Source organism: Lyngbya sp. CCY1209 (assembly GCF_035615495.1).
GTDB lineage: Bacteria > Cyanobacteriota > Cyanobacteriia > Cyanobacteriales > Microcoleaceae > Limnospira.
On the sequence record NZ_JAJENU010000581.1, the window covers coordinates 1 to 20359 of the forward strand.

At 52.5% G+C, this 20359-nt stretch carries 20 protein-coding genes; 12 read left to right on the forward strand and 8 right to left on the reverse strand.

The annotated features are described in order from the left end of the window. The first annotated feature begins 84 nt into the window (after positions 1-84). A complete protein-coding gene (locus LKE08_RS20720; protein ID WP_324706154.1) occupies positions 85-1500 on the forward strand; it encodes an alanine/glycine:cation symporter family protein in 1416 nt (471 codons plus the stop codon). Between the two features lie 258 nt (positions 1501-1758). Here LKE08_RS20720 and LKE08_RS20725 read toward each other — a convergent pair whose 3' ends face one another. Both LKE08_RS20725 and LKE08_RS20730 read right to left on the reverse strand, forming a co-directional pair. After that, the gene (locus LKE08_RS20725) at positions 1759-1914 is read right to left on the reverse strand and encodes a hypothetical protein (RefSeq protein ID WP_324706155.1); all 156 of its coding nucleotides are present in this window, start codon (positions 1912-1914) and stop codon (positions 1759-1761) included. Positions 1915-1967: 53 nt separating this feature from the next. Beyond that, entirely contained in the window at positions 1968-3752 is a 1785-nt protein-coding gene (locus tag LKE08_RS20730; protein WP_324706156.1) for a hypothetical protein, read from the reverse strand. Positions 3753-3847: 95 nt separating this feature from the next. On the opposite strand from LKE08_RS20730, the gene LKE08_RS20735 reads away from it, so the two are divergent. Next, positions 3848-4777 carry a glycosyltransferase family 2 protein gene (locus tag LKE08_RS20735; RefSeq protein ID WP_324706157.1) on the forward strand — a complete coding sequence of 310 codons (930 nt, stop codon included), beginning with the start codon at positions 3848-3850 and terminating at the stop codon, positions 4775-4777. A 379-nt stretch (positions 4778-5156) separates the two neighbouring features. Here LKE08_RS20735 and LKE08_RS20740 read toward each other — a convergent pair whose 3' ends face one another. Next, positions 5157-6545, reverse strand: a complete 1389-nt coding sequence (locus tag LKE08_RS20740; RefSeq protein WP_324706158.1) for an NB-ARC domain-containing protein — start codon at positions 6543-6545, stop codon at positions 5157-5159. Positions 6546-6789: 244 nt separating this feature from the next. Here LKE08_RS20740 and LKE08_RS20745 point away from each other — a divergent pair, with 244 nt between their 5' ends. From LKE08_RS20745 to LKE08_RS20755, 3 genes are all read left to right on the forward strand, one after another. Continuing rightward, positions 6790-7095, forward strand: coding sequence for an SH3 domain-containing protein (locus LKE08_RS20745; RefSeq protein WP_324706159.1), 306 nt, complete (start codon positions 6790-6792; stop codon positions 7093-7095). Between the two features lie 247 nt (positions 7096-7342). Continuing rightward, positions 7343-7849 (forward strand): hypothetical protein, encoded by a 507-nt coding sequence (locus LKE08_RS20750; RefSeq protein WP_324706160.1) that lies wholly within the window; start codon positions 7343-7345, stop codon positions 7847-7849. A 20-nt stretch (positions 7850-7869) separates the two neighbouring features. Next, complete coding sequence (locus LKE08_RS20755; protein WP_324706161.1) at positions 7870-8607, forward strand: hypothetical protein; 738 nt, start codon at positions 7870-7872, stop codon at positions 8605-8607. Between the two features lie 72 nt (positions 8608-8679). Here the strand turns inward: LKE08_RS20755 and LKE08_RS20760 are convergent, their stop codons facing one another. Then, positions 8680-8922: a DUF4278 domain-containing protein gene (locus tag LKE08_RS20760; RefSeq protein WP_324706162.1), complete on the reverse strand. Its 243-nt coding sequence runs from the start codon at positions 8920-8922 to the stop codon at positions 8680-8682. A 443-nt stretch (positions 8923-9365) separates the two neighbouring features. Here LKE08_RS20760 and LKE08_RS20765 point away from each other — a divergent pair, with 443 nt between their 5' ends. Continuing rightward, complete coding sequence (locus LKE08_RS20765) at positions 9366-10022, forward strand: HEAT repeat domain-containing protein (protein ID WP_324706163.1); 657 nt, start codon at positions 9366-9368, stop codon at positions 10020-10022. A 58-nt stretch (positions 10023-10080) separates the two neighbouring features. Here the strand turns inward: LKE08_RS20765 and LKE08_RS20770 are convergent, their stop codons facing one another. Beyond that, on the reverse strand, positions 10081-11520 hold the full coding sequence (locus LKE08_RS20770) for a hypothetical protein (RefSeq protein WP_324706164.1): 1440 nt from the start codon (positions 11518-11520) through the stop codon (positions 10081-10083). After that, the gene (locus tag LKE08_RS20775) at positions 11517-12386 is read right to left on the reverse strand and encodes an alpha/beta hydrolase (protein WP_324706165.1); all 870 of its coding nucleotides are present in this window, start codon (positions 12384-12386) and stop codon (positions 11517-11519) included. Before LKE08_RS20775 ends, LKE08_RS20770 begins: the two co-directional genes overlap by 4 nt. Before the next feature lie 139 nt (positions 12387-12525). Between LKE08_RS20775 and LKE08_RS20780 the strand changes: the two genes are divergently transcribed. The 6 genes from LKE08_RS20780 (at position 12526) to LKE08_RS20805 (ending at position 18594) form a co-directional block, all read left to right on the forward strand. After that, positions 12526-12888 carry a hypothetical protein gene (locus tag LKE08_RS20780; protein WP_324706166.1) on the forward strand — a complete coding sequence of 121 codons (363 nt, stop codon included), beginning with the start codon at positions 12526-12528 and terminating at the stop codon, positions 12886-12888. 251 nt (positions 12889-13139) lie between these two features. Next, positions 13140-14177, forward strand: a complete 1038-nt coding sequence (locus LKE08_RS20785; protein ID WP_324706167.1) for a hypothetical protein — start codon at positions 13140-13142, stop codon at positions 14175-14177. A 455-nt stretch (positions 14178-14632) separates the two neighbouring features. Continuing rightward, positions 14633-16018 carry a sensor histidine kinase gene (locus LKE08_RS20790; protein ID WP_375341454.1) on the forward strand — a complete coding sequence of 462 codons (1386 nt, stop codon included), beginning with the start codon at positions 14633-14635 and terminating at the stop codon, positions 16016-16018. A gap of 224 nt (positions 16019-16242) precedes the next feature. Then, complete coding sequence (locus tag LKE08_RS20795; protein WP_375341452.1) at positions 16243-17532, forward strand: DUF1501 domain-containing protein; 1290 nt, start codon at positions 16243-16245, stop codon at positions 17530-17532. A gap of 234 nt (positions 17533-17766) precedes the next feature. Beyond that, positions 17767-17988, forward strand: coding sequence for a helix-turn-helix transcriptional regulator (locus tag LKE08_RS20800; RefSeq protein WP_324706169.1), 222 nt, complete (start codon positions 17767-17769; stop codon positions 17986-17988). Then, the gene (locus LKE08_RS20805) at positions 17989-18594 is read left to right on the forward strand and encodes a ScaI family restriction endonuclease (protein ID WP_324706170.1); all 606 of its coding nucleotides are present in this window, start codon (positions 17989-17991) and stop codon (positions 18592-18594) included. 20 nt (positions 18595-18614) lie between these two features. On the opposite strand, the gene LKE08_RS20810 is transcribed toward LKE08_RS20805, so the two are convergent. Then, positions 18615-19460 carry a site-specific DNA-methyltransferase gene (locus LKE08_RS20810; protein ID WP_324706171.1) on the reverse strand — a complete coding sequence of 282 codons (846 nt, stop codon included), beginning with the start codon at positions 19458-19460 and terminating at the stop codon, positions 18615-18617. 360 nt (positions 19461-19820) lie between these two features. Then, positions 19821-20240, reverse strand: a complete 420-nt coding sequence (locus LKE08_RS20815; RefSeq protein WP_324706201.1) for a secondary thiamine-phosphate synthase enzyme YjbQ — start codon at positions 20238-20240, stop codon at positions 19821-19823. Positions 20241-20359: the final 119 nt, after the last annotated feature.

Here is a 20359-nt window from a genome sequence, read left to right on the forward strand (position 1 = left end):
GGGGGCTGGGGGGGATGCGGTTTCTATTCCCTACACCCTACACCCTACACCCTACACCCGCGCGCAGCGCTATAATTGTTAATTATGAACGTTCTCTCCGCCACCGTCTCCCAACTCCTCGAACTGATTTACAACATCATCTTTTTCGAGGTGGCGGGAATCCCCCTGATCGTGGTCTGGTTTATCGGCGGCGGCTTCACCTTTACCCTGTGGATGAAATTTGTCAATTTGCGGGGTTTCAAACACGCGATCGCCGTCGTTTTGGGGCGTTACGACGACCCGGAAGAGGAGGGGGAAGTCTCCCACTTTCAAGCCCTGGCAACAGCCTTATCTGCCACGGTGGGATTGGGAAATATCGCCGGAGTTTCCATCGCCATCGGTTTGGGGGGACCCGGGGCGGTGGTGTGGATGACGCTGGCCGGTTTTTTGGGGATGAGTAGCAAATTTGTCGAGTGCACCCTCGGCCAGAAATACCGCCAGATCAAGCCCGACGGCACGATCGCGGGGGGGCCGATGTACTACCTTTCCGCCGGTTTGGAGGAGTTGGGGCGAAAAAATCTGGGGCGGGTGCTGGCGGGAATGTTCGCTATTTTGGCGATCGCCAGTGCCTTGGGAAGTTCGAGCATTTTTCAGGCGAATCAATCGAAAGTGGCGGTGGCGCGGGTATTACCAATTTTAGCAGATCGGGGCTGGATTTATGGCTTGATATTGGTGTTTTTGGTGGGGTTGGTGATCGTCGGTGGCATCCGCCGGATCGCCCAGGTGACGGCGATTTTAGTTCCCGTGATGTGCGGGATTTACGTTTTGGCTGCGGTGTGGATTATCGGTGCAAATTGGGCAGCGATTCCGGATGCGATCGCGACCATTTTTAAGGGTGCATTCGTCCCTCAAGCGGCTGCGGGGGGTGTTTTGGGGGCATTAATTCAAGGGTTTCGGCGGGCGGCGTTTTCCAACGAGGCGGGGTTGGGAATTGCCGCGATCGCCCACTCGGCAGCGCGGACGGAGGAACCGGTGCGGGAGGGACTCGTCGCCACCCTGGAACCGTTTATCGACACGGTGATTATCTGCAACATGACGGCTTTGGTCATCATTATTACCGGGGCTTACAATAACCCCGAATGGGCGGATTTGGGGGGCGCAGAACTGACATCGGTTGCCTTCGGTTCGGTACTCGGATGGTTTCCGACGGTGTTGGCGATCGCGATATTTTGTTTCGCCTTTTCCACCGCGATCGCCTGGGGATATTACGGCGAACTGTGCTGGCGATACCTGCTGGGAGAACGGACGGCTATTATTTATAAATTACTGTTTTTGACCGCGATATTTTTGGGTACAATTGTCAATCCCCAAACCGTAATCCAATTCAGCGATGCCATGTATCTCACCATGTCAATTCCCAATTTATTGGGGCTGTATTTTCTCGCCCCGGGGGTGGCGGCGGATTTGCGAGACTATTGGGAACGGCTGCGATTGGGGAAATTTAAAGTGCGATCGGGTTGAAGATCCCCCCCAGCCCCCCTTGGTAAGGGGGGAGAAGAGTTCAAAGTCCTCTTTTTTTCAGGGTTGAATATCCCCCCCAGCCCCCCTTGGTAAGGGGGGAGAAGGGTTGAAAGTCCTCTTTTTTTCAGGGTTGAATATCCCCCCCAGCCCCCCTTGGTAAGGGGGGAGAAGGGTTCAAAGTCCCCCTTATTAAGGGGGATTTAGGGGGATCAGACTGTATCGCAGTAGACAGACAAGCGCTATAATTGCCCAGCGGTTCTATTCAACCGGCTGCGGTTGATTTCGCCGTTGCAACTCCTGTTTGATCAAACTTTGCAAGGACTCGGCATAATCGGCACTTCTCTCAGCAACACCGTGGATAAAGAAGATCAGCATGGCGATCGCGCGATTAATATCGTAATTTTTTACACTCAATTATATCATTCATTGTAGGGGCGCAAGGCTTGCGCCCAAATGCCGGGACAAATTTACGTTCCCGAATTGCCTTGAATCAGACAGGGTGCGGAAACCACCGTCAAATTATTGGTGGCAAAAATCGTGCAGCGATCGCGTTCCGACAACAAAATCGGCGGCGGTTCTGACAACAATTTTTCTTGGGCTTCTTCCGCCAAATCCTTCCACTGCACGAACCAGAGATTTTCGGTCATAAATTCCGCCTCAAACGCATCATTTTCTAATACAATAAAATCGACATTGTAGGTGTTAACAAAATCCTGCATTACTGCCACATCAGAGGTATAGTGGGCGCGGATAAAATCCTTCGCACGTCGCCGGATTTGACGGTAGTAACCGAGTTGGTAGGGAAGGGAATGTTCCCAGGAAATTAACACCGATCGCCGCCCGAAACTGGGGATGTTGTCCGCCTCGATCGCCAGGGTTGCAACCACCGTATCTTTGGGCTGATTTTGCAAGAACATATACAATCCAGATTCCGCCCCAATAATATAGTTTTTTCTGGGAAACGCACTTTTCCAAAATAGGGGCGGATAGAAGATAATTAAAATTCCGATAACCGCAATTAAACCGGCGGTAATTTTGGGGCGATCGCGCAGCTTTCTCAATCCGCAATCCAACAGCAGCATCAGGGCGATCGCAGTCGAAATAGCCAGAATAATTCGGAAACTGTGGCTGGTGTAGCGACTGGGTAGAAATAGCTTAAAAAGGAGGATATGGGCGGTAAAAAATAGGAAAATCGAAGATACCGTCAAATCGGCGATAACCGTTACCCCGTCATTAATCTGTTTTACCAACGGGAAGCGATCGCGAAATTTCAGCAACACCGGAAGCAGCAACCCCAACGCCAAAATTGGAGGATTAAACGAGAGGCGGAACCCGCTGCGGCTATTTTTAAACCAAAAACTCCAAAACGCATTTTCATAAAAAAACGGAACCCGCCCATCTTCCCCAAATTCCGGCCATAGTTTGGCTTCGGCGACGGTAATTGTCGGGCCGAATTCCGAAACGGAAGAAAGGTAGTAAAATATCACCGCGATCGCCACCGAAATACCGACACCAGAAATGATGTAATCCCGGCGATTCTGGGAAAAACGAAATAGCCAGCCGTACCAATTAATCGGCCACAAAACTAACACCCCGACACCCACTAACATCAACGGCCCATAACAGAGTCCCACTAACGCCGTACAGATGGCGACACCCACCCAAGATCGCCGCAATAGATAATAGAGAAATGCCATAAAAGTGGGATATAAAAACCCCGTACTGATGGCGGTGACGAGTTCCCCATTCAACCACAGATTTTGACTCAGAAGCAGCGACCCTAAAAAGCCCACAACAGGAATCGGAAGCAGGACAAAACAGACGGCAAAACAGTAAGCAGTCGTCACCAATCCCAGAACAACCGGCAGCAGTCTATTCAAAATCAGCGGTTCGATACCCAACCGCGCAAAAATCCTGTAAAATACACTCACACCCGGCGCGATCGCGGACTGGTAAAAATCCGCGATTAAATCATTGGGAAACAGTTCCGGATCGGAAAAACGCTGCATCCAAAAGAGATATTGTCGCGCATCGTCCATGATTATATATTCGCTGCTAAACGCCGTTTTCCAGACCGGAATGGCGAAGCTGACGGTAAATGCCAAACTCAGGAAAAACCAAAATAATGTCCGGGGACTGTAGGGGTTCGGTTCGGGTTGGGTGAGAACTTTTTCCAAGTGTTGAAGTATCGGGAAATTCATCGGGCGATCGCAAATTTTTACAGTCAATTGCAGGGTAGCAGGGGCAATCATCGGAGTCAATCCCCCGACGTGGCGAATTACAGTCCGAAAATCGGTGTACAATGGTGCATCGTCCGCAAGCTGAAAGACTCATAAACAGGGGGATCATGCAGCAACCGACAGTAGCCCAGGAGTGGAATTTAAACGCCGCGATCGCCGAAACATTAGCGACGGATGGCGGGCTCTCCGTGGTCATTCCCGCCTACAACGAGGAGGCCGCCATCGGCGATGTCGTCCGGGGCATGGTGGCGCTGCTAACGCCCACTGAATGCGAATTTGAGGTGATCGTCGTGGACGACTGTTCGAGCGATCGCACCGCCGAACTCGCCACCGCGGCGGGGGCCCGGGTCATCCGCCAAGCCCGGAACCGGGGTTACGGGGCGTCGCTGAAAATGGGGATGCGGCGGGCGAAATACGGATTGATTGCAATGGCGGACGCCGACGGACAACACGATGCCGACCAACTCGCCAATTTGCTGGCGGCTTTGGGGGAGGCAGATGTCGCGATCGGAACCCGCTACAAATCCCACGTTCCATTAGTTCGCAAACCCGGAAAATTGGTTTTAAAATGGGTGGCAAATTGGATCACCGGTTGGAACATTCCCGACCTCAATTCCGGCCTGCGGGTGATGCGTCGCGATGCGATTTTGGACTGCATCCACCTGGCACCGGACGGCTTTTCTTTCAGCACCACCACCACCATCGCCCTCATCCACCACGGAATGTTAATTCAGTGGGTTCCGATCCAAGTTCATCAGCGGGTGGGGCGCCCGAGTTCGGTGAAAGTGATTCGGGACGGGTTCAATACGATCCTGTTAATTATCCGCCTGGTGGTCATTTTCGCACCGCTTCGCGTGTTTTTGCCCGCCAGTGGCTTGTTATTTTTACTGGGTTTGATCAGTTCCGCGATCGGTATTATTCAAGAGCAAAATATCGCCGATCGCGATGTCATTATCCTATTGACCAGCATCATTATTTTCTTTTACGGAATCCTCGCCGATCAACTCTCCGCCATCCGCCGGGAACTGCGGGGATAAGCCGCCGATTGACTGAGGGCGAATGGCATTGAGGACGAATGACATTGAGGGCGAATGCCATTCGCCCCTACATTCAATTATTTTTGATATCAAATCCGGTCGAATATCCGCATCGCTTGGGAATCAATTCCCAAGCTAATAGCATAAATCCTCTCAAGAGGATTGGGAAGTTTGTGCGATTCAATAATCAAACGAGATACACGGGTCAATTCAAAGTCCCCCTTTTTAAGGGGGATTTAGGGGGATCGAAACGTATCTCAGTAGATAGACAACTGCTATATTTTTTATGAATCGCATCTGTAATCATGGATTGACTGTCTCGCCCCCAAACCCTCAATTCTGAAGGCTTAGATCGATCGCATTTTAACAAATCAAGTCATTAATTGTTCGTCAGCGGTGGTAACTGCAAAATTTCGGGTATCGCCGGTGATCCGGAATGGGTGCTGCCGGCGGGATATTTTACATCGATATATTGTTTCACGATCGGTTGAATTCTGAAGTGCGATCGCGCGTTTTTTGCGGGAGTTTCCAACCACGATCGCCGTCCCAAAGATTGTAACGCGATACCCAGCAAATCGGGACAGCTTTCGATCTGTTCCTGGAGTTGGGAAAGTGTCGCCAATTGCTGTTTGAGGGCTAGGGATACGACAACCCGTCTTTCCAACTCGGAAAGGCGATAAAATTGGCGATCCAGGGAGGCGATCGCATCGTCGCTCAAACACAGATCGTCATATCGCAAAAACTCCGAAACTCGCCCCCCAAATAAATCCCGGATCATCGTCGCCACACCCTGCAACCACAGCGGATTTCCCCGATAAATGTCGATCAGCGTATCCCAACTGTCGCGATCGCAAAGTCCCAAATGTTCCAAAAGTGCGATCGCCGATTTCCCCAAACCGCCCAATTGTAAAAAATGAACGGGAATATTATCTGCGATCGCCTCGGCGATTTCCACGGGAGGTTCCCAACCGTTCAGCAGCAAACAACTGTCGTGGTTGAACGTCGCCAGATGTCGGAACAGGATGCGATAATTTTCATATTCCGGCCGATAATGTCCCGCTAATTCGCCGCTGGAAAACACGCCTTGAACGTCGTCCAAAACGATTAAATATCGGCGCGATCGCAGACATTTCATCAACTCACAAAGCTGGCAGTCGAAGCGATCGAGCGGTGTCGGTTCGGGGCGATCGTCCAAAAATTGTAATAAGTCGGCGAGGAGATTTTCCGGCGTCGGGGAAAAGAATAAACTCCGCCAGATCACCCCGTCAAAATGGGATTGGATGCGATCGACGAGTTGGGCGGACAAGCTGGTTTTTCCCATCCCCGCCATTCCCAACACCATCGCCACCCGACAGCGTTCTTTCACAATCCAGGTTTCCAAAATGTCGAGTTCTTCCCCCCGTCCGTAGAAGGGTTCGGCGTCGGGCACCTCGTCGAGATCGAGGCGGGTGGGGGGGGTGGCGGTTGAGTCCGGCCGGGGGCGATCGCTTTTTTGGTGGGAAAAGTGGGAAAAGTGGGTTCGATCTAGGGCAGCCCGAAAGTTAGATTTCTTAACCTTCTCGCCCAGAACCCGCGACAGGATTTTCCACAGGATTGAAGCCACATCTTTAATATGACCTTCCGTACAGTGGACCCCGGCGGCAATCTCCGCATATTTCTGATTTTGGAGGGTTCCCCGCACGATCGCGGTCTGCAAGTTGTCGAGGTGCTCCCCCGTTTTCTCGAATACCAGCTCGTCAGTCAGCCTGACCGCATCTTGCCCATCCATGACTCGCAATATCTATCAGGATTTTACCATTGTACTCCCACCCAATCCGACTTTTCAAGACCCGGGGCGACTTCTTCCGACTTAATCCGACTTTTTTTCCGGTGAGCGATCGCCGACCCAATCCGACTTTCTCCGACTGACTAACCGGCACATATTAAACCATAATAGAAATAAGCCTTCATCGTCGCACCTCACCGATCGCTTTCGGCATTTAGAAAGAGTCGTCAGGAGAAAAAGAGAAGCTATGAAAATAAAATCGATCTCCAAAATTATCTTAGTGTTTTCCCTCGCTTGTCTGGCCTCCCTGTCAGTGGGTCAGACGGCGAGAGCGGAGAGAGTTTGTCAAGTCACCGACCCGACCGGAACGCCTCTCAACGTCCGCGAATACCCGAACGGAACCGTCATCAATGCCTTGCGGAATGGCCGAGAAGTCTACATCCACGACACCAGCAATGATGGCCGCTGGGTGAGGGTCGGCGGCTACTACAACGGTAGCTATAGAATGTGGGGTTGGGTTTTCAGAGAATATATTAGCTGCTACGACCGATAAGAGAATTTACCCCAATTGGAAAGACAACTCCGATCGCACCGTTGACCGGTGCGATTTTTGCGATCGAAACCGGCCGGGCAAATTCCCGACTTTTTCCGACTGAGTATAAAAAAAATCAGTTTTCGGCTTATACTGATAATTGATAGTCAGAAAAATTGATATTTCCGTGTATTTACGGATGGCATTTTTCCGACAATCTCATCTTAACAGACTTGCGTAATTTTACGGATCTCCCGGGGTAAAAAATATGACATCTTCAACCATTTCTCCCGCCCAAGCCAACCTCAAAATGGCCCTCTGGCAGATCGAAGCCGATTCGACGAGCAACACGGAACTTTACGTTTGGCTCAGTGACAGCGGACTGTCCCCGGAAGTCGCCCTCAGACTCCACGAAATGATGAGCCACACCCAAACAGTCGGTCAAAAAGTGTTCTCCGTCGGCAAAATTGTCCTGATCAAAATTATCGAATTTGTCAAAGATCATCCCTTTCTCGTGGCGGGTGTCGGCATCGGTGCGACCGTCGGAGCCGCCGTCGCCGGCATCATCACCGCCATTCCTTTCATCGGTCAACTTCTCGCTCCCATCGCCCTGGCTCTGGGAATCACCATTACCGCCGCCGGTGCAGTTTTCGGCCACAACATGGATCGTCGCTTCCAAGGAGTCGGGGAAGAGATCGTCGAAATCGCGACCATTTTCTTCAAGTTGGTTGCGGATGTTTTCAACGTCATCTTTCGCCATCCCGCGATCGCCTAATTTTTAAGGAGAGTTTAAAGATGTCCGATCCGAAATCGTTGACCAAAAATCAACTCGTCAAAGCCATTGAAAAATTGGAAAAAAATCCCTACGACAAACTCACCATCCTATCGGATTTGGGAATTGGCATCGTCGGTGCGGGGGCGGCGGGTTCGGCGGTGGCAGCCTTTGGCGGCACGTCCATTTTATTTGGATTGGTGACAGTCGCCCCACCCGTCGGATTGGTGGTCGGCGGTGCGGCGTTGGGTGCGGCTGCTCTCGTCGGCGTCAAACGGATCTTGATCGACGGCACGTTCAACGGGGGCAAAAAAGCGGAACTGCTCAAACAGATGAAAGAGCGGCTCACGGAAGTCGAAGCCAAAGAAAAATCCCACCAGTTGGACGAGAGTGATAAAACAAAATTTATCATCCTCTTGAAAGAACCCATCCGACAGAACTTGATCTCGCCCGAAGATGCTCAAGCTTTGATCGAAGGGGTCGAAAGCGGCCACCTGTCTCTCTCGGAAGGGATTCAAATGGTGCGGGACATTATCGAATCGGTCGATGTACAACCCGTCGAAACTCCCCAACAACCGAAACCTTCAGACGCATCCGACAAAATCGAATTTTCTACATTATTGGAAGATGCGGTCAAACGGAAACTAATTTCCTATCAGGAAGCCCGGGCCTTAATTGATGAAATCAAACGCGATCGCCTCTCTTTCCGAGATGGAATTAAAAAAGTTCGCGAGATGGTCGGAGTAAAAATCGGCGTTTGAGAATAAAAAAAGCAGCCCGAATGGGCTGCTTTCACTGGGAGAGATACTACAATTTAGGTTGTCGTGAAGCGGTTAACTGAAGGCGGGAACGGCACTCGCCGAAACCTGTGGCGTGCGATAATCGGCGACTTGAGCCGTTCCGGTTGTGTAAGAGATGCCACGATATTTCAATGTTTTGGGGGCAGAAATTTCCGGGACTTCTGCGGTATGGATGGAATAAGTTTGACCTCGGTATTTGGCAGTGATGCCGGTATCGACCGTTTCGATAGTCCCATGATTTTGGGTGTAAGAGATGCCACGGTAGGTGAGTTTCATGAGGTTGAATCCTCGAATCTATTCATGTTTCAATCATCTCTGATTTTCCCCCTGTCGGCTGTGACGAAAGTCCGCCGGATCGGTGAATTGACCGGCGCGATCGCGTGACGAAAACTGACGGTAATCTGCGACGTGACTCGGGGAGATGACGTGACGGCGCGATCGCTTTTCGGGTGACGGCGATCGCTTTTCGGCTGGGGGGAGGCGGAAACCGTCCCAGAAGATGAGAAAAAATACTTACTTTTTTACAAAAAATCGAGCGAGAGGGCGATCGGCAACGTCAGCCCGACTGAATCGCACAATTTCCCTCAAAACCAGTATTTAAAAGACTTCCAGGCTCAAAATCGACACTCCCGATTCTCGCTCCATTATCCCAAGTTGGCAGTTTTTTGTAAAGTTATGTAAAATAAATTGTTAAGAGATGTAAATTTTACTCAGCTACTATGGAACTCAAGCAAATTGAAACCTATATCGACAGTCCCAACCCCCAGGACCGCATGAGGGCGATCGTGGCGTTGAGACACCATTCCCCCGCCACAGTCGTCCCCCTATTGATGCGGCGGGTGTCGGACAAAGAATTTATCATCCGCTCCTTCGTGGCGATGGGGTTGGGGAACCAGCAGACGGAGGAAGCCTTCGCCGCGCTCATCGACCTGATCGAATACGACGGCGACTATAACGTAAGGGCCGAAGCCGCCAATTCCCTGCTCAAATACGGCGATCGCGCCCTCCCCGCCGTCGTTCAATTATTCGAGCGGGACACCAACTGGCTGGTGCGGCAGAGCATTTTAGCCGCCGTTTCGGAAGCCAATCGCCCCGCAATTCTCATCAAACTGTGTCGCTGGGGAATCGCCGGAGAAGATATCGTCGTCAAACAGGCCGCGATCGCCAATTTGGGGCGGTTGCACGGCACACCCCAGGCGGAAGAAGCCCTGGAAATCCTGCTCTCCCTCGCCACCGATGAAGCCGTGGAAGTGCGGGCACAAGTCGCCCGGGTCCTGGGATTTTTCCAGGAACCGGAAGCCCAAGCCGCCCTCATGGAACTGCGGAGCGATCGCGATTACCGAGTTATCGGCGCCTCTTTAGAAGCGTTGCTGTAAGATTCCGTTGTTGCGCTTGGGCGCTTTTCTGCGGAGCCCAAGCCCAACAACGGGTTTTTTAATCGGATTGGAATTTGACTCGGAAATCGCCCCGCTTGACAAATTCATCCAAATCCTCCAAACTCAGGGGTTCCGGGAGCGGATAGCGGGCGGAAATCAGACGTTTGAGATCGGTGTGGTAGCGGATCATCGACGCGAAATGTCGCGGGTATTTGTCCTCGGCGACGCCGACAAAACTGCCGCCCTTTTTCGCTTTTTGAAACACCTGCCGCCAGCGACCGATCGCGGGCAACCCCACCGAATCGACCCCGTGGGAAAATAACATCAAATAAATGTCCTCGTAGCGATCGCTATTATCCAAATAATTTTCCAGAACCCGCAGGGAAGATTCCGTGTTGAACGTCATCCAGAAAGGCACCGAACCCGTCCGCAGCGTCCACATCGGTTCCGTCAATAAAAACGATTCCACCAACAGGCGATTGGTCACGATCTGACGTTTTTCGTACCACCAACGATACAGTTGGGCCACTAAAGGACTCAGATCCGAAGGCTCATCGAAAATAATCCGCCGCACGCGATAGCCGTGCTGTTTGGCGAACCGCTCCACATCGTCCCGCAGAGACGGCTCGAACCCCCATTCCGCCTCGGGTCGATCGCCGTCCGGTTCGGGCCCCTTCCACCGGCGGCGGTGGGAGTTTTCGCGTACCAAATAGGCTTCGACGCGATCGCTCCCTTCCATAAATTCTTCCGGCGTCGCGCCCCCCAGGGCACCGAACTGAAAAATGTGGCGATCGCCGATTTCAACCGTCGGCCAGGTGCGCCGACATTCGATTAAAAATATCGTCCCCCCGGGCGGCAAATTCTCCCGCAAAAATCGCTCGTAACTCGCCCCCAACGTCAACCGCTTGACGCGAAAATAAGCCATGCCCTGACTCGTCAAACGATCTTGACAGGGATCGTGCATATGGTGTAATTTTAAATCGGGGTTATTTTCCAACAAAAAATCCGCCCACTTTCGACCCCAATCCAAAGCCTGTTTCGGTTCGTCAATATTGATCTCGCCCCCGTGGTTGACCGGAATCAAAAAAGTCTGGGGAAGCCAGGGCATATCCAACGCCGCGCAGAGGTTCACCAAAGCGCCGCAGGACGACCCGATCGCCACGGCGGGATAGGAGCGTTGGGGGTATTGATTCGCCATCCAATCGGCGACCACTTCCGATCGCACGTCCTGCAAATTTTCCGGCGCGATCGCCTCCCCCGCGCTGCCAGAAATGTACACTTGTTCTTGCAGCGATCGCGGCAACTGTTCCACCAGATCGGCGATCGGTTCAAAGGCGGACGGAACCACCCCGATACCGGGAAAATCTTCCCCCCGCAAATAAGCCGACGTCGCCCGCAGCATCCCGGAAGCCGAATCGAAGTTGGCGATGTAGGGCGGCGTAAAATTATTTTTGGCAAAAATTGAACTTAAAATCGGGTTCGTCGAGGGTGCTTTCATCGGATGGGTTCCTTTTCTTTTTGGCCATGAGATTGGGTGCCGCTGAGGAAGGCTCGGGCGACCCGGGCGACGGCGACGGGTTCTTTATAATTCAACGTGTGTCCTCCCCCTGCAATTTCGACATATTGGGCATCCGGCAAAAGATTGAAAACTTCTCGCGCCCATTCATAAGGGACGACCGGATCTTTTTCGCCCCGAACCACCAATGTCGGAACTCGGACACAGGGCAATTTCTCTTCGATCGCATCCGAAATCGCCAGATTAAAAGTCTGTAAAATGCGTCGAAAACCCGCTTTTTGATAATCTTCAATTTGAATCCCGGCCTGAGAAGACGCTTCATAGGGCGCATCCAGAATCAGACGCCAGAGCTGCTGGCCGAAGGTGCGGGCTGATCGATCAACCGTCGGACCCTGTAAAATCGCCCGTTCCAGGCGTTCGGGGTGGCGGACGGCGAATTCGACGATAATCTGGCAACCGAAGGAATTTCCCAGCATCGCGGCTTGTTGAATACCCGTCGCATCCATCCACCGGCAGAGGCTATCCGCGAGCCCCGATAAATCCAGCGGCGGTTCCGGTTTGTCGCTGTCGCCGTAACCGGGCAAGTCGGGGATGTAAACGCGATAATCCGGTGCCAACTGTTCCCCCGTGGGCACCATGTAGCGCCCCGAGAGTCCCGCACCGTGTACCAAAATGACGGCGGGCGCACCCGGCGGCGCGATATCTTCCGATCGCCGGTCGTAGATAGATAAACCCTTAACAATTGTATATTGACCCTGCAATTTTCCCCTTTGTCTCGTTTTTCCGGGGTCGAGGCGATCGCCCGTTACCCTGCCACCAATTCTCCCGACGGGCGAGAATTCGAGCATCTGCCGCCGGGAAGAGATTCGGAGCGAAAATCAGTTCGCCCCGGCAATTCTAAAGAGAATTGACGCATTATTCCGAACCGGAGAGATTTGGAGCTTTAATAAACCCAGAAAACTGGATTTCTCGAACCGGTCACAAGCGATGAACTTCTGGAAATCGACCCTCCCGACGATCGCCCTCATTTCCACGATCGCCTATTTCCCCCTCTCCCCAAGTGCGATCGGCCAGACCCCGGAACAGCGGGAAGCGATCGAAGCCGCCACCATTGCCGTCGTCCGACAACCCGGACGCCCCACCCCCACCGTCGAGAAAATCACCCTCGTCGGCGAATACGGCCTGGTTTCCTGGCTGATGGGAGAAGCCGGGGGAATGGTGGCACTCATCGCGCGCGGCGGCACCTGGGAAGCGATCGTCCTCCCCGGCGGCCTCCCCTCCCCGGACGATCTCAGTCAAGCCACCGGCATCCCCGCAGATGTCGCCGCCCAACTGCTTTCAAATCATTAACGGGAGTCGGGGGGCGGAGGAAGCTTCGGTAAGCGGAGGAAGCTTCGGTAAGCGGAGGAAGCTTCGGTAAGCGGAGGAAGCTTCGGTAAGCGGAGGTTGAATTGGGGGTGGGCAGGCGCGGAGGCAGAGCCCCTACAATCTAAAATCAGGGCGCAAGCCAGGGGCCCCTACAATCCCGACACCCGACACCCGACACCCGACACCCTAATTCCGATATAATAATCCGGCAGTTTCAACACGAACCGCTTCGGATGGCCGACATTCCCCAATCTGCGACTGAACTGGCTGAAGTTCTCACCGAATTGAGCGACCTCAACTTTGAACTCCCCGACCCCGAGGACGAGGGGGTTTCCGAGCACGAGTTCGCGAACCAGGTGGACACGGCCTGGAAAGTGTGCGATCGCTTCGACTTGCAGACGGAGATCTGGCGGGGGCGGATTCTGCGGGCCATCCGCGATCGCGAGAAACGGGGGGGCGAAGGCCGGGGCTCGGGGTTCCTCAACTGGCTCAAACAGCGGGAAATCAGCAAAAGTCAGGCCTACGCCTTAATTGAACTGGCCAACAGCGCCGACTCCCTCCTCGCCCAGGGACACCTCAACCCCGAGGCGATCAACAATTTCAGCAAGCGGGCCTTCGTGGAAACGGCCAAATCTCCCCCAGAAGTGCAGCAGATGGTCAGCGACGTCGCCTGTCAGGGCGATCGCATCACCCGCCGGGAAGTCCGCCAGATGGCCGACGAGTGGACGGCGATGAGCTCCGATCTGGTCCCCGACGAGGTGCGGGAAAAGGCCGTCGCCGGGTCGATGCCGCCCCGCTACCTGGCGCCGCTGGTGCGGGAAATGGAGAAGTTGCCGGATGCCCACATTGGGGAAATTCAGCGGGAGATGAAAGCGAGTCCCGACGTCGATACAGTCCGTCAGTTGACCTCCGAAGCCCGCAACTTGTCCAAATATTTGGACGCCGCCGCCCAGGTTCAGGCCTTGAACCAGTCCTCGGTGGATGTGGAAATGGCTTTGGAAGAGGCCCTGCGGGTCGGATGCCTGAGTACCGCTTCGGATCTGGTCAAACAGGCGACCCAGTTGGAACAGAGCATCGTCAAACTGCACGCCACCTGGCGGCGGGTGGGGAGTCTCGCCGATCGCCTCTATGTGGATACAGGGGCCAGCACCCCCCACCTGCGATCGCTCCTGAATTGCCTGGAACAGTTGGCGGGTCAGGTATTGGAAGTGAATTTGGGCGAGAGTGACGAGGGGCGGATTCGCCTACAAATTCTGTCGGATGGCGAATAGCGATCGGGGGAATGCCGAACGATTGAAACCCCCCAATTTTATCGCCCGGTTAATCGGAGATTAAAATTTGGTTAATTCCGGCGCGATCGCCCGAGAGTCGAAAATCGATATGATAAACTTCTAAGTAGAATAATAAATTGTCTGTCCGTTGATTTTGATTGGGGCGGGCAAAATCAGCGATCGGTTATTTGGCAGTGTGAAATAGTTCGTCAAATTTCGCTCCGCTCAAAGCCCCCAGAATTGGGGGTTTGGGGGCAAGATATTTTCAAAATGATTTCAGATGGCTATTTCTTTTTTCATCAAGTCATCGATGACATCTGGGTTGAAAAGGTTCTCCATCGCCGGCGAGAAGAATCGAGGTACAGTTCGGATGTCCGCCTTCCTCACTCGGTAGCATCTACGGGAATTGAGTTGACAGCGATCGCCGAAAAAATTGGGTCAAAAAAAACTTAATGATGAACGTATGTTCTCAAGGCTCCCCTTTTATGCCTGCCTCCCTATTTTCCCCCCAAAATCTCCGTTTAGATTCTAGCTTACAAGAACTGTCCCTGTACGAATGTCAGGTCGATGTCGATGCGGTGGGGATGGTTCTGTCTCATATCTTTGAAACCAATCCCGGCATTCCGGGGGTGATTTTGAAGTGCGATCGCGAGTTCGTCGGCATGATTTCCCGGCGGCGATTTTTGGAACGCCTCAGCCGTCCCTACGGGCGAGAATTGTTCCTGACGCGATCGATTCGCGCCCTGTATCGGTTCGCCCAAATTGAACTGATGATGCTTCCCGGAGACACCCCCATCGTCGATGCCGCGCACCAAGCCATCCGGCGATCGCCCGGACACATTTACGAACCCATCGTCGTTCAAATTTCCCCCGAAGATTACCGCCTCTTAGATACCCAACAATTATTGATCGTTCAATCCTACATCCACCAACTCGCCACGGAATTACTTCGCCAACAAACCCAGTCCCAACTGATTCAATCCGAAAAATTGGCGAGTCTCGGACAGATGGTGGCGGGAGTCGCCCACGAAATTCGGAATCCCGTCGGCTGCATCGTCGGAAATACCCACTGCCTCTCCAATTACTACGAAGATTTGATGGAATTGATCAACACCTATGAAGAAGAAAGGACGGCCTCCAACGGGCGGATCGAAGAAGTCAAAGAAGAAATAGATTTTGATTTTTTGAAAACTGACTTATTCGAGATGATTCGCAGCATCCAAGTGTCTTCGGAGCGGTTGAATTCCCTGGTCAACAGCCTGCGAAGTTTTTCCCACATGGATCAGAATAACCGGCGAGAAACGGACATTCACGAATGTTTAGAAAGCACCCTTTTGATTTTGAAAAATCGCCTAAAAATGGGCATAAAAGTCATCAAGAATTATGGTAAAATACCGCAATTTTTGTGCTATTCAGGATTGCTAAGTCAGGTGTTTATGAACCTGATCGCCAACGCGATCGATGCCGTGGAAGAGAACGCGAAAAGCGGAAAAGAATCCGGAAAAATTTGGATTTCGACCCACATCTTAGACGGATTTCCGCCCGAGTCGCGATCGCTCCAAATTCCCCCCGAACCCGAAATTGAAATTCCCCCATCAGCCTTGACGAAAAATATTCGCTGCATCGTCATCCGCATCGCCGACAACGGCTGTGGCATCCCCCCGGAAATTCAACATCGCATTTTCGAGAACTTTTTTACCACCAAATCCGCCGAAAAAGGCACGGGTTTGGGACTGGCGATCAGCCATCAGATCGTCCAAGAAAAGCACGGCGGCAGTCTCAACCTGCGATCGCTCCCCGGAGTGGGTACGGAATTTGAAATCGTTTTACCGTTTATGTGATAACAATTAACAATTAACAATTAACAATTACTGAAATTTTCAAGTCTATGCCATACAGATTTCAACTTTAAGTCCCCATCCCCCCCTACCCCCCCTTTGTAAGGGGGGAGATCAGGGGGGATAATGGCGGATCGAACCGTATCGAAGCAGAGCGACAACTGCTATAATTCTCGGATTTCCGTTTTGTGTTTTCTGAGCTAGAATGGTGGGATGGGACATTAACGATGATTCGACTTCCGATCCAGGACGGCATTTATCACTATCGTTCCTCAACCCCTCAAATTTCCATGCACAGACGGCAATTTTTGCGATTTTTGACCGGCTTCGGAACCGGCGCGATCGCCTCCTTTGGAAGTCGCGGTTGGGTCGCCAGAAGCCTCGCCGCGACACCCAATTCAAAGCGGTTGGTCCTGTTATTTTTGCGGGGGGGAATTGACGGACTCAGCGTCGTCGTCCCCCACGGCGAAACCGACTATTACCAAGCCCGACCCGCGATCGCCCTCCCCCAACCCGACAAAGACGGCGGCGTTCTCGACTTGGACGGACAATTCGGCCTGCACCCGTCCCTGGCCTCCCTGCTGCCCCTGTGGGAACAGGGAACCCTGGCCTTCGTCCACGCCTGCGGGTCCGCCGACCCCACGCGATCGCACTTCGACGCCCAACATTATCTGGAAGTGGGCACCCCCGGAAACAAAAAGACCCCCGACGGGTGGATGAACCGCCTGCTGGGCGTCTTGCCGGGACAGACCCCCGTGGAGGCCGTCAGCGTCGGCCAGTCCATCTCCCCCATCCTCTCCGGGTCCGAACCCGCCAGCAACATCTCCCTCGGACGCCACGCCGCCCGCAAACTGCCCATCGATCGCGATAACGTCCGCACCGCCTTCGACCGCCTCTACACCGACGACGACCCCCTCAGCGTCGCCTATCGGGAGGGTAGAACCGCCCGCGATCGCCTCCTGAAGGAACTCGAAGCCGAAATGGAAGCCGCCAACAACGGCGCCCCCCTCCCCGCCGGCTTCGCCGGAGACGCCCGACAACTGGCCGGTTTGATGGCCCGCGACCCGCAAATCCAACTCGCCTTCATGGACCTGGGCGGATGGGATACCCACGTCAACCAGGGTTCGACCCGGGGAATCTTGGCGAACCGCCTCAAAAGACTCGGCGAAGGGGTGGCGACTTTAGTCGAAAGCCTGGGAGAAACCTACGCCGACACAACAATAATTGTCATGTCGGAATTCGGACGCACCGTGCGGGAAAACGGCAACGGCGGCACCGATCACGGCCACGGTAATGTCATGTGGGTGTCGGGCGGTTCGGTGCGCGGCGGCAAAGTGTACGGCACCTGGCCGGGCCTGTCGGAGGATGAATTGTACGAAGGCCGGGATCTCGCCGTCACCACCGATTTTCGCGACATCCTCGCCGCCATCCTGACCTCCCAATTTCAACTGACCTCCACCCAATTAAACCGCGTCTTCCCCGACTACAATTTCGCCGGAAATTTTGCGATCGATTAGAACGCCGCGCGCGGAATGGGGAGTAGGGAATGAAATCACCTTTAAACGGTGGTTAACGGCGGCTATCGGGTCCAGCCGCACCTCCTCGCCTCCTAAAACGGCCATTGCCCCCCGAGACGCTGAACGTAGTGCGACAGGGGTTGATCGACACCAAAAGCCATCTTGAGTATATTTTGGGCTAAATCACACTTATAGTGTGTAGATTTTGACGGGGATCGGCCGTATCCTGACGTCGTGATACCAAATCCAGAGCTTAAAAAATTGGGTCAAAACATTCGCAACCTGAGAAAAGCGAAGGATCTGTCTCAAGAACAATTAGCCGAACTCTCAGGCCTTCACCGCAACTATATTGGTGGGATAGAAAGGGGGGAGAGAAACGTAGCAATATTGAATATCCTACGCATTGCCCGGGCTTTGGAAGTGTCACCCGGTGAACTTTTGAAGGGGCTTGAATAAATGGAGTCTCCATATGAGGGAATTCCGGTTTCTGATTGGGAATCCAAGACCCGAGAGCTGATCGGGCAACATCCTCTCGACCCGGATGAAATCTACGAAGTGATCGTTCAAGTTTGGAGAGAAATCTTTGAATCTAACTTGACCAGCAGGGGGTATCGGATTGGGGTTGATTTGTTTCCGCGTCCTCAAATTATGGGATTTTTTCTGCACGAACTGATTCCCTTGGAATTTTCTAACCGTTATCCTGGAATCTGGAGGCGTGAGGAAAATGATTTTGAAAAAGATTTGGTCTATCTTCCCAACAACTACTTTTCCATAGAAATCAAAACCTCATCGAGTAAACGGAGTACCTATGGAAATCGTAGTTATGCTCAAAAACGGACGGCAGGTGCCAAGCAAAAAAAAGATAAATCGGGATATTATCTAGTAATTAATTTTCAGAAATTTGACAAGGAGCGATCCGAAACTCAGATTCCAGACATCAATTTGATCCGGTTTGGATGGATCGATTTTTTGGATTGGCAAGGTCAAGCGTCTGCCACCGGACAACAGGCTCGATTAAATCCCAATGTCGAGAAATACAAACTCCTCAAATTGCCCCTTTAATCGATTTTACTGACCTTTTTCTAGAACAGCGAAAGTTGGGATGCTTGAATTTGCTGTTGAGTCAAAAAATTATCAATTCTGTCGGCCGCAATTTTGCAGTAATCCTCTCTAATCTCAAAACCGATAACAGGACGCTGCAACTCCAAGGCGACAACTGCAGTCGTTCCCGAACCCATAAAGGGATCGATCGCAATTTCGCGGGGATTGGATGAAGCTTTGATAATTCGCGAGATCACCGCAGTCGGAAATTGTGCGGGGTGGGGCGTTCTTTCTTTCGAGGCTCTTTGAGTTCCGGAGGTAACTTTTGGAAGTTCCCAAACATCTGTCGGATTTTTTCCGAGAGGGTTGACTTTCAACTTGCCATTCTTTTTTTGATTGGGATATTTGACATTGCGATCGCGCACGTCATCCAAATTAAACGTATAATTTTCGCTATCTTTGACATACCACAAAAATTTCTCGTTGCGGGGTGAAAAAAATTTCCGCCCCGCAACACCGGCACCGTAGTTCCAAACAATTTCTTGAATGAGATAAAAGGGGACTTTATCCCAAAGCAGATAGGGAATGGGAATACTTTTGGCGCGATCGGGAATTGACAGATAGCCCAAGTTGAGCCAAAAAGCGCCGTCGGGTCGGGTGAGGCGATAAATTTCTGTAATCCACTGTTGACACCAATTTAAGTAATCTGACAAAGGCTGTTTCTGTTCATATTCTTTACCAATGTTATAAGGGGGACTGGTGACGGTGAGCGCCACCCATTCATCGGGCAGATAGCTCATGGCTTCCAAACAATCCAGGTGATAAATCAGGCAATTTTGAGCCTGGAAGTAGGGAGTTCCTAAAATCCGAACAATCTGATTGAACATGATCTTGAAGGGTCATCGGCTCCGATTGGCTTTGAGGAGCGATCGCCCCACCTCGGGGAATTGTAGACCATTTTCCGACACTCGATCGTCAATAAAATTCGTGGTCGGGGTTTCAGTCTCGATCGTATGAGTTCCACATCTCAAATGGAAATGCTATAGCAGTGTGAAATGATGAGTGAAAATTTGAGCGGCTCAAAGCCCCCAGGATTGGGGGTTTGGGGGCCAGAAGATTTTCAAATGACTCCTGATCGCTATATAGCAGCGTGAAATGATTCGTGAAAAATTGATCGACTCAAAGCCCCCAGTATTGGGGGTTTGGGGGCCAGAAGATTTTCAAATGACTCCTGATCGCTATATATATTAAAGATCTCCATTAATATGAATCACCAATTCCCGCTGATGTCCGCGGCTGCGGTGCTCCCACAGGTAGAGCCCCTGCCAGGTGCCCAGAACCAGGCGGCCCTGGGAAATGGGGATCTGTTCCGAAGTCTTGGTCAAAACGGTGCGGATGTGGGCCGGCATATCGTCCGGGCCCTCGGTGCTGTGGATGTAGTGGGGGCCTTCGGGCACCAATTTGGAGAGGAAATTTTCCAGGTCTTCGAGAACGTCCGGGTCGGCATTTTCTTGGATAATCAGGCTGGCGGACGTGTGCCGCAAAAAGACCGTGCAGAGTCCGATTTGGACCCCCGACTCGGCGACGGCATCCTGGACGTGGCGGGTAATTTTAGCCAGGGATTTGCCCTGGGTTTTAACGGAAATGAATTTTTGATAGTGTCCCATGCGATCGCTCCGATGGTCGTCGGTGGAGAGCGGAAACGCCACGATGGTGACGGGCGAGACACGCTCCAACGGTGGTGTGTTAACCTTTAACTTATATTACGGTCCATCTCCGAGCCCTA